Source organism: Streptomyces sp. MnatMP-M17 (assembly GCF_900091995.1).
GTDB lineage: Bacteria > Actinomycetota > Actinomycetes > Streptomycetales > Streptomycetaceae > Streptomyces.
The window spans coordinates 1-11793 of record NZ_FMDK01000128.1 but is presented as its reverse complement, the minus strand read 5'-3'; the positions used below and the strand labels follow the sequence as shown (position 1 = coordinate 11793).

The window sequence follows — 11793 nt, the reverse complement described above, 5'->3', positions numbered from 1 at the left end:
CCGGCGGCGAGGGCACCGAGAGCGACGGTGACGCCGACGAGTCTGAGCCGGCGGGAATTCCCTGATCCGAGCATCCGTCAAACCTCCGTGAACGAGGAGCGGTGGGCGTGCGAGAAGCCAACTCTGCGCGCGTAGACCATCGGACGAACCGCCGCCGGGTAACGAGTTCTTGAACGGTACATGGCAAGAATCCCCGCGAGCAACGGGCCATGTGTCCGCTTCTCGGGGATCCGGACAGCCCATCGGCCGCTGGAGCCGCGTGGCCCCCATGGACGTCACCGTGCGGATGCACCTCGGTGGGCCACTGTGCGAGCCGGCGCCGGCCAACGGCGACGCCGTCGGCGGTGCGGCCTCATCCACCAGAGTCGTCCGATGTTCGGAAATTTCATGACCGGGAACGCTGAGGGCATGGCTGGTTTCCGGCCCCGCCCACTCAGGAGAAGCGCGATGGCGACGCTACTGTCGGTGAATGTCGGTATGCCCAAGGACGTTTCCTGGCAGGGCAGGACCGTCCACACCGGGGTATGGAAGAAACCCGTCCGAGGCCCCCGGATGGTGCGGCGGCTGAATATCGACGGCGACGGGCAGGGCGATCTGGCAGGTCACGGCGGAGAGTACCGGGCCGTGCTCGTATACCAGCTGGACTCCTACCGGTACTGGCGGGAACACCTCGAACGTGACGACTTGCGGTTCGGCCACTTCGGAGAGAATTTCACCGTCGACGGGCTCGCCGACGACGAGGTGTGCATCGGTGACCGCTACCGGGTGGGCGAAGCCGAGTTCGAAGTCACCCAGCCACGCGTCACCTGCTACCGGGTCGGGATGCGCCTGGGGCTGCCCGCCATGGCTTCCCTGCTGGTCGCCCACCACCGTCCGGGCTTCTATCTGCGAGTCATCACCGAAGGCCGTGTCCAGGCCGGCGACGAGATCATCCGTACCCGGACCGGCCCGGGCGCGCTCAGCGTCGCCGACATCGACGCCCTGCTCTACCTTCCCGGCCGCGATCCGGCGAAGCTGCGCACCGCGCGGTCCATCCCGGCCCTGAGCCCCGGCTGGCAGCAGTCCTTCCGCGAGATGGCGGAAGGAGGCGAGCACCTGGCGGCCCCGCCAGGGCGCGACAAAGAGATCACGGGATGGCCCGGATTCAAACCGCTGCGCGTGGCCCGTATCGTCCCCGAGACATCCACCGTTTCCTCGTTCTACCTCGAACCCACCGACCGGCAGCCACTGCCCGCGGCCCGACCGGGCCAGTACCTGGCGATCCGCATCACCGACGGCCCTCCGCCCGCTCCGGTACGCAGCTACTCGCTGTCCTCCGGGCCGGGAATGGGCTCCGCGCCAGGAACGGACAGTTACCGCATCAGCGTCAAGCGCGAGTCCCACGGTCTGGTCAGCACCTATCTCCACACCGAAGCGCGCCCGGGGACGCTTCTGGACGTCGCGAGCCCCAGAGGGGACTTCGTGCTCGCGGAGGACACCAGCCCGGTCGTACTGCTCTCCGCAGGCATCGGCGTCACGCCCGTACTCGCCATGCTGCACCGACTGGCCTCCGACCGTGAGCCGCAGCCGGTGTGGTGGATCCACACGACACGCAACCGCGAACAACACGCCTTCGCCGACGAAGCCCGTCACCTCTTGGCCCAACTGCCCGACGCGCACCAGCACATCTTCTACACCGCACCCCCGGACGGGGCCCGGCCCGAGCGGCAAACGCATATCACGTACGGGCACCTGGTCCCCGAAGCCCTGGCCGCCCTGAGGATTCCGACCGATGCCGACGTCTACCTGTGCGGGCCGGAATCCTTCATGACCGACCTCAGCAAGGCCCTACAGGACCTCGGCCTCCCTCCGGACCGTATCCACACCGAACTGTTCGGCGCCCGGGCCTCCATCAACCCGGGCATCGCAGCCACAGCCACAGCCGCCACGCGCCCGCACCAGCCTCCCGGCCCGCCCGGTTCCGGCCCTCTTGTCACATTCACCCGCAGTGGCATCTCCGCGCCCTGGTCAGAGGTCTACAACTCCCTGCTGGAGCTCGCCGAAGCATGCGGCATCCCCACGCGGTGGTCCTGCCGTACGGGTGTCTGCCATACGTGCGTCACGCCACTCGTCTCCGGTGACGTCGACTACACCACGCCGCCGCTCGAACCGCCCGAGGCGGGCAACGTCCTCATCTGCTGCTCCACGCCCGCCGGCGAGGTGCTCGTCGATCTGTGAGTGGTCGACCTGTGAGGTTGCGTGTCACAGCCTGTGAGAGGGCGCCTCACAGCCCCGCGGACACCGTGACCACGTGCTTGCCCACGATGCCTCCGCGCTCGAATGCCTGGTGCGCGGCAGCGATGTCCGCGAGCGGATACACACTGTCGACCACGGGCCGCAGTGCACCCGAGGTGACATGGTCGGCCAGATCGCGCAGCACGGCGGTGCCGGGATTGGCGCTGAAGGTACGGATACGGCGAGGGCCGTACACACTTGACGCCGCGATCGCGGCCAGGGCGGAGGGCGACAGACCGACGGTGACCATCCGGCCGCCCTTGGCCAACCGGCTTCGGTAGCAGTTCAGTTCCGTGCCGACCGTGTCGACGATGACGTCGAACGGCCCGATCCGGTCCGAGGTGGTGGAGCCGTAGTCGAGAACCTCGTCGGCACCCAGACCGGCAAGGACCTGGGCATGGCGGTCGCGGGCCAGCGCGGTCACATGGCAGCCCAGAGCATGAGCCAGTTGCACGGCGGCCGTGCCGACTCCGCCCGCCGCGCCACGGACCAGGACCCGTTCCCCGCTCGCGAGGTGCACACTGTCGCGCAGCGCGATCAGCGCCGTCGCGCCCGTGACCACCAGAGAGGCCGCGTCAACCGCCGAGATGCCCGCCGGAGCGGGGCCGATACGGTCCGTCGGGACCACGACGTACTCCGCAGCGCCACCGGTGATGTGCCGCTCCCGGGGATGCACCATGCCCCACACCCGCTCCCCGGCCCGGAATCCCTCGACTCCGGCGCCGGTGGCGACAACGGTGCCCGCGAAGTCCAGGCCCACACCGATCGGGAACCGGCGTCCCGATACGAACTTCAGCTCGCCGGAGCGGACGATCACATCGTGCCCGTTCACACTGGACGCCTCGACCGACACCAGGACCTCACCCGCGCCGGGAGCGGGGCGGTCGACATCGTTGACCCGCAGGACGTCCGATGTGCCGTAACTCGTGATCTGAGCGGCCTTCATATCGCTGTTCCTTCCGTGGACGGCCCTCATGGACGGCTTCCCTGAAGGGCTTCCGCGGAGGGCTTTCGTGGATCCGATCCTGGGCCCTGCTCACGGCAGTACGGTCGTTCGCTCTTTCCTGGGACTGCCGGACCCACCCTCACGGGCCGGGCCCGGGGCATACTGCTGCCGTGACCGACGACGCGCTCGCCCTGACCGACGATCCCCGGCGCGAACTCGCCGAGTTCCTGCGCACCCGCCGAACCCGGCTGCGACCGCAGGACGTCGGTCTGGAACCGGGCCCGAGGCGGCGCGTCGCCGGGCTGCGGCGTGAGGAACTGGCCCTGCTGGCCGGTGTGAGTACGGACTACTACCAGCGCATGGAGCAGGGACGCGACGTACGGCCCTCCGAACAGGTCCTGGACGCCCTCGCGCGCGCCCTCAACTTCTCCGCCGAGGAGTCCCGGCACCTGCACAGCCTCGCCACCGCCGCGCGCACTCCCGCCCGCCGCGCGCGCCACCACGTACCGGAGGAGGTACCGTCCACCACGCTGCGGCTGCTGCGTACGACGGCCTCGCCCGCCCTGGTCGTCGGCCGCTTCCTGGACGTACTGGCCTGGAACCTGCCGGCCGGCGCCCTGCTCGGCGAGTTCATCCAACAGCCGCACACCGAGCGGAACCTGCTGTCACTGCTGCTGCACCCGGAGGCCGACCAGACCTGCCCGGAGCGGGCGGCCACCGTCGCCGAGCTGACCGCGATGCTGCGTACCCAGGTCGCCGCAGATCCTGGACACCCGCGCGCCGTGGAACTGGTCGGTGAACTCGCGGTCCGCAGCGACGAGTTCGCCACCATCTGGGCCCGTCACGACGTGGAGGAAACGACACGCGGCCGGATGCGTGTCAACCACCCACTGGTCGGCGAACTGAACCTGGACTGGGACGCCTACCCGATGCCTGGCACTCCCGGCCCCATGCTCATCGTCTACACCGCGCCCGAGGGCGGCCCCGACGACGAACGACTCCAACTGCTCGCCGCCCTGCTCAACTCGGCACCGGCCGAAAGGTCCGGTCGCGGGCGACCATGAAAAACGGATGGTGACGGCCGAAACGCGGCCATCACCATCCGTGCGCGTAGTGGAAGCGCCTCTCTCTCCGGTCGGAGAGGACCTGGCTCTATTGACCTAGCGGACGTGGACGAAGACCGGGTTGGAGTAGAACCACAGGTCGTCCCACGGGCTCTCCAGTCCGTCCGCGAGGGGCTCGGCCTCGTCGGTGCTCGTGCCACGCACGCGGGCGTAGAGGTCGCTCTCGACGTTGCGCAGGGTGTGCTTGATGACGTACTCCTTGCCCTGCTTGCGCCAGTCGCGCGGGCCGAAGCGTGCCACCACCTTGGTGGTCGGGTTGGTGTCGGTGTCGAGGCTGGCGCTCGGGCCGGTGATCTGACCGGTGATCAGGTCCACACGGCGGACCTCGGGACGGTCGCCGTTGCCGTTCTTGCCTTCCAGCGGCCGGAACCGGATCTCGATCTCGACGTCCGTACGGTTGCGGCGGCTGACGGTGAGCGTCTCGCCCATGGCGGCCTCGTCGCCACGGTTGCTCGCCGTGAGGTCGAGGTTGGTGATGAGGTCGCCGGTGCCGACCCAGACGCGACCGTTGCGGAGCCCGTCCATGATGTCGGCGTAGTCCTGCCGGGCCAGCACATGGGTCTTGCTGTACTCGCCCGGCCAGAAGTCGGAGCCGCCGCGCGTCCAGTGCACATGCGAGTCGGAGGTCGCGGTGATCCACCAGCGCCGGCCCTCACCCAGCAGCGAGTCCCAGAGTCCGCCGACACGGGCTGTCATCTGGTCGAAGCCGCCGTGGGTCGGGTAGTTGCCGTAGCCGCCGCGCGCGCCTCCGTTGAGGGGACCGGCCTGGTGGCCGGGCGCGCCCTCGAAGCCGACGTAGATCTCCGGCGCGGTGTTGTTGCCGTTGCGGAACTCGCGCGGCGTGTCCTGCCCGTACACACCGAGGCCGGTCGCCGACCGCGAGGCGTGGTGGGCGATCACCAGCGGCTTGCGCCGCATGTCCTTCGCGGCCTTCAGGAACTCGATCATCTTGGCCTCGGTGTCACGGCCACGATCGGCGGGGAAGGGATCGTTCTTGGCGAAGCGGCTCTCCAGCTCGAAGAGCTGCTGTGCCTCGTCGCTGTGGTGAGGAATCATCAGCGTGTGGTGGTCCAGCGCCGGGGCGTCGAACTCCATTCCCCAGAACTGGAGCACCTCGGGTACCAGCACACGCGAGCGCAGCAGATCGGGGTAGGCCTGCTCAAGATTGACCTTGGAGTGCGTGGGGCCGCCGTGGTCGGTGCACATCACCCAGGTCAGACCGAAGTTCTTCGCCATGATCGCGTTGGTGACGATCGGGTAGACGGCGTCGGCGCCCTTGTGGAACGTCGGCGGGTTCGTCGACGTGTCGAACTCACCGCTGTACTCCGAGTGCACATGGTGGTCACCGGCACGCCACACCCGCTTGCCGGAGTCGCCGGACTTCTCCTGCTTGCGGTCGTCATTGTCATGGGCGTACGCCGTACCGGCCGCCACCAGCGGGCTCGCGGCAGCCAACGTCGCCCCCACGCCCGCGTACTTGACCAGCCGACGCCGCGAAATCGCCGCCTGCTCTGGATCTTGGATGTTCTTGTCCGTCATGGTGAAGCCTCTCGTTGACAAACGCCGGGGGCGACGGCCGAGTCTTGAAGAACAAACCGAACACAACATGAACAGCGATCAGGACTACTGAGAACAAAGGGATCCGGCGCCCGGAGCCGGGCCGCTGAACCGGCAGGTCGCCCGCCTTGTTACTAAAGAACTAAGTTCTATAGTGTGAGCGAACAGGCCTTCGCGCGATCGATCAGAAGGAGACCGCCGCAGTGGCGTCCCACCGTCGTCCCAAGCAGACCAGCCAGGCCTACACGGCCGTTGTCACGGCGACGGCCGCCGCGGCCGTCGCCATGACGGCACAGTCGGCTTCGGCCGATCCGCTGCCGGACCCCAACAAGAAGGGTGTCCAGGCGCAGATCGACCGGCTGTACGAGGAGGCCACACAGGCCACCGAGAAGTACAACGGGGCGAAGGAGAAAGCCGGTGTCCTCCAGAAGCAGGTGGATGATCTACAGGACACCGCCGCGCGTAAGCAGAGCGATCTCAACGACCTGCGGACCCAACTCGGTTCGATAGCCGCGGCCCAGTACCGGAGCGGCGGGCTCGACCCGTCCGTACAGCTCCTGCTCTCCGCCGATCCGGACGGCTATCTCGACAACGCTTCCGCGCTCGACCAGTTGAGCGCCCGGCAGATCGCCGCGCTCCAGCAGTACCAGTCCCAGCAGCGGGATCTCCAGCAACAGCGCAGCCAGGCGTCGGAGAAGCTCAAGGACCTCCAGGAGACCCGCGAGGAACTCGGGGACAGGAAGAAGGAGATCCAGGGCAAGCTCGCGAAGGCGCAACGGCTTCTCAACACCCTCACGGCCGAGGAACGGGCCGAACGGTCCGCCGAGGAGGAGCGCGCCAACCGGTCCAGCGAGCGGGTGCAGCTGGGCAACGAGGCCAGCGCCTCCCAGTGGGCCGCCGCGGCCTTCGAGGCGGCCAAGAGCCGGGTCGGGATGCCGTACGTATGGGGCGCGACGGGACCGAACTCCTTCGACTGCAGCGGGCTGACCTCCTGGTCGTTCCAGCAGGCGGGAGTGTCGATTCCCCGTACGTCGCAGGAACAGGCGAACGTCGGCACCCGGATCAACTCCCTGAGCGCGCTCAAGCCCGGCGATCTCATCATCATGCGCACCGATCTGAGCCATGTCGGTTTCTACGCCGGGAACGGGCAGATCCTCCACTCGCCGAAGCCGGGTGCCCAGGTGCGTTATGAGTCGATCGCCCGGAGCGGTATGCCGTTCATGTGGGGCGTACGCATTGGCTGACGGCTGACGGCTGACGGCTGACCGGGGGCCCAGGAGGAACGCAGGTCAGCCGAGGCCGGGAGAGCAGGCGACCAGCAAGGGCAGTACCGGAACCACCGTGGCCACCGCGGCGATCGTCCCCGAGACGGCGGGGTGCGGTGCCCTGTGGGGGACCAGGATCCGCTTCATACGGACCGCGGTGTTCGCACCGCCCACCGCAAGCGCTCCCTTCGGCGTACGGGCCGCCGCCATCTCGTACATCGCGGTGGCGAGTACCTCGTGCGAGTGGCTGCGCAGCGCCCGGTCGTCCGCGGCCATCTCCAGCAGAAGCGCGGTCTGTTCCTTGCCCAGGCGAGCCAGCGGAAGGCAGCGGAAGACGGAGCGGAACGCCTCCATGACCGCCAGCGCCAGATGGTGACGGCCGGCGATATGGGCACGCTCGTGCTCCAGAACGGCATTGAGCTGTTCGGGCGACAGCTCACGGAGTGCGGCGTCGCTGATGACGATCCGAGGGCGGCGTCCCGGCAGGCAGTAGGCGGCCGGTGTGTCGTACGGCAGTACGGTGGCGCGCAACCGCGCCGAGTGACGGCCCACCAGATCCACGGCGTCCCTGTGCCGGTCCCGCAGGCGTCGTGCGCGTACGAGGTGGAACGTGAAGCTCGCGGCCAGCACCGAGAAGACGGCGCTCGGCAGCGCGATGGCGAGTAGGTCCGCCGTACCGGGATCGGGCCGGCCCGTGCCCAGGTGCAGACCGCAGGAGTGCAGGACGCCCACGAGTCCCGCGTGCAGGTGCTCGGTCGGTACGGCCAGGCCGACCGCGGCGAGCGCGACCGCGACCGCGAACGAGACCGCCAGCGCGTGCCACACCACCGCTCCCAGCACAGGAATCCGGTGGGGCCAGGCACTGCGCAGCAGCAACGGAGGCACCACCACGCCGACCACCACCGCGTAACCGATCAGCGCGGGAACCGTGTTCACGGCTTGGCCTGTCGTCCCACGCTCCGCAGCGCCTTGTGGAGGGCGTCGATCTCCTCGGCGGTCATGTTCTCCACGAAGTGCATCAGTGCCGCCGGGCGGTCGCGGCTGATTCCCAGTCCGTCTTCCATCAGCGCGGCGGCGTACGCCTCCCGGCTGCGCGCCGGTCTGTACAGCCAGGCTCGTCCCTGTCGGTCGTCGCGCAGCAACAAGCCCTTGGTGAACAGGATGTTGGTGACGGTCATCACTGTGGTGTACGCCACGGGCCGGGTCTCATTGATGTCGTCGACGATCTCGCGCACCGTGGCCGGACGGTCCCATGTCCACAGGCGGTCCATGATCTCCGCCTCAAGATGCCCCAGCCGCCGCATGGCCCTTGTCGTCCTTTCTTCCCTCCGCCACCGAGTACGCAGAGCCATAGTAGGCGCGGGCCGGGCTCTTGCGGGCTGAAAGGGACGCTCACCATGCCTGTGATACTAATACCGGTATAAGTATTGGGTAGCCGCATTGCAGGGAGTCATGACACATGGTGGAGATCAAGACCGACACGGCACTGGAGGCGATGCGTGAAGCCGGACGCGTCGTGGCCGAGGCCCTCGCAGCCGCCCGCCGGTCGGCAGCCGTGGGGATCCGCCTGCGCGAGCTCGACGAAGTCGCCCGCACCGTCCTGACCAAGGCCGGGGCGCGCTCTCCGTTCCTGGGCTATCAGCCCTCCTTCGCCCCCACCCCCTTCCCGGCGGTCATCTGCGCCTCCGTCAACGACGCCCTCGTGCACGGCATCCCCGACGACTACCGCCTGCGCGACGGCGACCTGGTCAGCATCGACTGCGGAGCCGAACTCGACGGCTGGACCGGCGACGCCGCGATCAGCTTCACCGTCGGCACGCCCCGTCCCGCCGACCTCGAACTCATCGCCGCCACCCAGCAGGCACTGGACGCCGGCATCGCCGCCGCCACCGTCGGCCACCGCATCGGAGACATCTCCCACGCCATCAGCACCGTCGCCCGCACCGCCGGCTGCGGCATGCCGACCGACTTCGGCGGCCACGGCATCGGCCGCCGGATGCACGAAGACCCCCATGTCTCCAACCACGGACGACCCGGCCGCGGCTTCCCTCTGCGCCACGGCCTCACCCTCGCCATCGAACCCATGCTCATGGCCGGAGGACACAACGACTACCGCACCGACCCCGACGGATGGACCCTGCGCACAATCGACGGCAGCCGCGCCGCCCACATCGAACACACCATCGCCATCACCCGGAACGGCCCCCGCATCCTCACCCTGCCCTGACCTCGAACCCGCTCACACGCGGCAGCAGACGATCTCGTCGATGGCCGCGCGCTCGGCCACGATCCGGTGTTCTCCAAGCCGCAGAGAGAGGGCTTCGCGTGCGTCGGACACGGAGAGGGCACCCAGGCTGAGCAGTTGGGCGCCGTGACGGGCATTCAGGCTCGTCATCCGGTTGCGACTGGTGATGAGGACGAGGCATCCGGGGCTGCCGGGGAGGAGCGGTCGTATCTGGTGGGTGTCGCGGGCGTTGTCGAGCACGACAAGGACGCGCCGTCCGGCCGGCAGGCTGCGGTAGCGGGCGGTCTGTTCGTGCAGATGCTTCGGGGGCCGCTCCGCTTTGATGCCCAGGGCCGTGAGGAAGGAGATGTACCACGCGGAAACCCAACCCCGGAAAACACCAGGTCCGGACAGAGGCGAACCTCAGTCCGGACCTGGTCACTGCTTCCGCATGAGCACGATGTCGCGCTCTCAAGGCCGTCTTCTCGTGCGTGTCGGTACAACCCTCCGTAGCCACTCTTGCTACTGTCCGCTTCGCGCAAATTGCCCACAAAGGGGTGATTCAAGTCAGGTGGCAGTCGAGAGGACACGGACTATGAACGACTTTTCACGTCGCAGAGTGCTCAAGGCGACGGCGGCTGCCGGCGCCGGCGCGGTCGTCGTCTCGGGTGTCGAGCCCACCGAGGCCTCAGCCGTGAGCGCCGTGCATGACGGGGCTGAGGGTGTCGGGGCTGGGGGTGCGACGTGTGCGCCGGCGAGGCTGACCGGGCGCATCGTCCGCCCGAACGACCCGAACTACGCGGACGCCAGCCAGGGCTGGGACGAGTTGTTCGTGCACTATCCGCTGGTCATCGTCTTCGCCCAGAACACCCAGGACGTCGTCAACGCCTTCACGTGGGCGCGGCAGCACAACGTCGCGCTGCGGGTGCGCAGTGGCCGCCACAGTCTCGAAGGCTGGTCGAACGTCGACAACGGCATCGTGATCGACGTCAGTGAGCTGAAGTCGGCGCACATCAACGGCCAGGCCCGCACGGCCACTGTGGGCGCCGGGCTCAACCAGTTGGAAGCGGTGACGACGCTCGCGAAGAAGAACTTCGCGGTGACGACAGGCACGGAGGGCTCCGTGGGCCTCGCCGGTGCCACCCTTGGTGGCGGCCTGGGCTTCCTCACCCGCTACCTCGGCATGGCCTGCGACAGCCTGATCGGCGCCGAGGTCGTCGTGCCGGAGGGCGCCGTGTGTGCCAAGGTGGTCAAGGCGGATCTGGATCACAACTCCGACCTGCTGTGGGCACTTCGCGGCGCGGGCAACGGCAATTTCGGGATCGTCACCTCGCTCACCTACAAGGTGGCCCCGCTCAAGAGCGTCACCTATCTGACGGCCACGTGGGACGGGCTCGGAGACCTGCACAGGGTGTTCGACGCCTGGCAGCGTACGGCCCCGGTCACCGACAACCGCATGGGCACCCAACTGGAGATCCACCCGAACCGGATCCTGCTGTTCGCGGTCCTGGCGGAGGGAACGCCCGCGGAGGCGAAGAAGCTGCTGGCGCCGATCCTCTCGATCGGCCGTCCCGGGGTCACCACGCAGGTCGGCAACTGGGGTGATGTGTACGCGAGTTTCCAGACCCCGACCGAGGACGAGCCGGCGAACTGGAAGTTCTTCTCCCAGTTCACGAAGAAGCCGTTCCCGGACGAGGCGATCAGGGTGATCGCGTCGTTCATGCGGGACGCGCCGACGGACGACAGCAACTTCTTCACCCAGGCGTTCGGCGGTGCGGTCAGGAAGGCTCCGCGCGGCGGCACGTCGTTCCCGCACCGCGACGCGCTGTTCTACTCCGAGCCGGGCGCCGGCTGGGGCAAGCGCGGTGTGCCGGGCAGCGGCGACGAACTGACCACGCAGGCCCAGGCGTGGATCGCGGAGTTCAGCCAGGCACTGCGGCCTTACGTAGACGGTGCCTACGTCAACGTCCCCAACATCGGCATGCAGGAGTGGGAAACCGCCTACTGGGACGGCAACTTCGACCGCCTGCGCCAGATCAAGCAGAAGTACGACCCCCGCAACGTCTTCCAGTACGAGCAGAGCATCCCGCCGGCCTCCTGCTGAATGGCAACGACGAAGCCCCCTCCCGGACGGTGAGGGGGCTTCGTCGTGTCCGGTCGCCACCTCCTGGCTCGTCCGGGCATTCGCCCCTTACCGGGCCACGCCTCAGGAGAAGGCCACCGTCTACCGCAGCCTCGGCTTACAAAGCACGGACAACCCCGGAAAACACCAGGTCCGGACAGAGGCGAGCCTCTGTCCGGACCTGGTCACCGCTTCCGCATCACCCCGTGGGGTAATGCTTTGTGTCCGAGGGGGGACTTGAACCCCCACGCCCGATAAAGGGCACTAGCACCTCAAGCTAG

10 protein-coding genes are annotated in these 11793 nt (G+C 68.3%); 5 read left to right on the top strand and 5 right to left on the bottom strand.

Features of this window, described 5'->3' with window-relative positions; translation table 11 throughout:
- Positions 1 to 447: 447 nt before the first annotated feature.
- Complete coding sequence (locus GA0115259_RS06895; RefSeq protein WP_093592364.1) at positions 448 to 2217, top strand: MOSC and FAD-binding oxidoreductase domain-containing protein; 1770 nt, start codon at positions 448 to 450, stop codon at positions 2215 to 2217.
- Between the two features lie 46 nt (positions 2218 to 2263).
- Here the strand turns inward: GA0115259_RS06895 and GA0115259_RS06890 are convergent, their stop codons facing one another.
- Entirely contained in the window at positions 2264 to 3220 is a 957-nt protein-coding gene (locus tag GA0115259_RS06890) for an NAD(P)-dependent alcohol dehydrogenase (RefSeq protein WP_093592361.1), read from the bottom strand.
- Positions 3221 to 3390: 170 nt separating this feature from the next.
- Here GA0115259_RS06890 and GA0115259_RS06885 point away from each other — a divergent pair, with 170 nt between their 5' ends.
- On the top strand, positions 3391 to 4284 hold the full coding sequence (locus GA0115259_RS06885) for a helix-turn-helix transcriptional regulator (protein ID WP_218104201.1): 894 nt from the start codon (positions 3391 to 3393) through the stop codon (positions 4282 to 4284).
- Positions 4285 to 4380: 96 nt separating this feature from the next.
- Here GA0115259_RS06885 and GA0115259_RS06880 read toward each other — a convergent pair whose 3' ends face one another.
- Complete coding sequence (locus GA0115259_RS06880) at positions 4381 to 5883, bottom strand: CehA/McbA family metallohydrolase domain-containing protein (protein ID WP_093592358.1); 1503 nt, start codon at positions 5881 to 5883, stop codon at positions 4381 to 4383.
- Between the two features lie 221 nt (positions 5884 to 6104).
- Between GA0115259_RS06880 and GA0115259_RS06875 the strand changes: the two genes are divergently transcribed.
- Positions 6105 to 7145: a C40 family peptidase gene (locus tag GA0115259_RS06875; protein WP_093592355.1), complete on the top strand. Its 1041-nt coding sequence runs from the start codon at positions 6105 to 6107 to the stop codon at positions 7143 to 7145.
- Between the two features lie 45 nt (positions 7146 to 7190).
- Here the strand turns inward: GA0115259_RS06875 and GA0115259_RS06870 are convergent, their stop codons facing one another.
- A complete protein-coding gene (locus GA0115259_RS06870; protein ID WP_093592352.1) occupies positions 7191 to 8102 on the bottom strand; it encodes a M56 family metallopeptidase in 912 nt (303 codons plus the stop codon).
- Positions 8099 to 8470 (bottom strand): BlaI/MecI/CopY family transcriptional regulator, encoded by a 372-nt coding sequence (locus GA0115259_RS06865; RefSeq protein ID WP_093592348.1) that lies wholly within the window; start codon positions 8468 to 8470, stop codon positions 8099 to 8101. Before GA0115259_RS06865 ends, GA0115259_RS06870 begins: the two co-directional genes overlap by 4 nt.
- Positions 8471 to 8625: 155 nt before the next feature.
- On the opposite strand from GA0115259_RS06865, the gene map reads away from it, so the two are divergent.
- Positions 8626 to 9393, top strand: coding sequence for a type I methionyl aminopeptidase (gene map, locus GA0115259_RS06860; protein ID WP_093592345.1), 768 nt, complete (start codon positions 8626 to 8628; stop codon positions 9391 to 9393).
- Positions 9394 to 9405: 12 nt separating this feature from the next.
- Here map and GA0115259_RS06855 read toward each other — a convergent pair whose 3' ends face one another.
- Positions 9406 to 9651, bottom strand: a complete 246-nt coding sequence (locus tag GA0115259_RS06855; RefSeq protein ID WP_093592341.1) for a hypothetical protein — start codon at positions 9649 to 9651, stop codon at positions 9406 to 9408.
- Between the two features lie 334 nt (positions 9652 to 9985).
- Here GA0115259_RS06855 and GA0115259_RS06850 point away from each other — a divergent pair, with 334 nt between their 5' ends.
- The gene (locus tag GA0115259_RS06850; RefSeq protein WP_093592338.1) at positions 9986 to 11494 is read left to right on the top strand and encodes an FAD-binding oxidoreductase; all 1509 of its coding nucleotides are present in this window, start codon (positions 9986 to 9988) and stop codon (positions 11492 to 11494) included.
- Positions 11495 to 11793: the final 299 nt, after the last annotated feature.

Excerpts from the sequence above, each read along its gene's own strand:
- GA0115259_RS06895 (WP_093592364.1), top strand. The coding sequence starts at position 448 with ATGGCGACGCTACTGTCGGTGAATGTCGGTATGCCCAAGGACGTTTCC.
- GA0115259_RS06880 (WP_093592358.1), bottom strand. The coding sequence starts at position 5,883 with ATGACGGACAAGAACATCCAAGATCCAGAGCAGGCGGCGATTTCGCGG.
- GA0115259_RS06850 (WP_093592338.1), top strand. The coding sequence starts at position 9,986 with ATGAACGACTTTTCACGTCGCAGAGTGCTCAAGGCGACGGCGGCTGCC.
- map (WP_093592345.1), top strand. The coding sequence starts at position 8,626 with ATGGTGGAGATCAAGACCGACACGGCACTGGAGGCGATGCGTGAAGCC.
- GA0115259_RS06890 (WP_093592361.1), bottom strand. The coding sequence starts at position 3,220 with ATGAAGGCCGCTCAGATCACGAGTTACGGCACATCGGACGTCCTGCGG.
- GA0115259_RS06865 (WP_093592348.1), bottom strand. The coding sequence starts at position 8,470 with ATGCGGCGGCTGGGGCATCTTGAGGCGGAGATCATGGACCGCCTGTGG.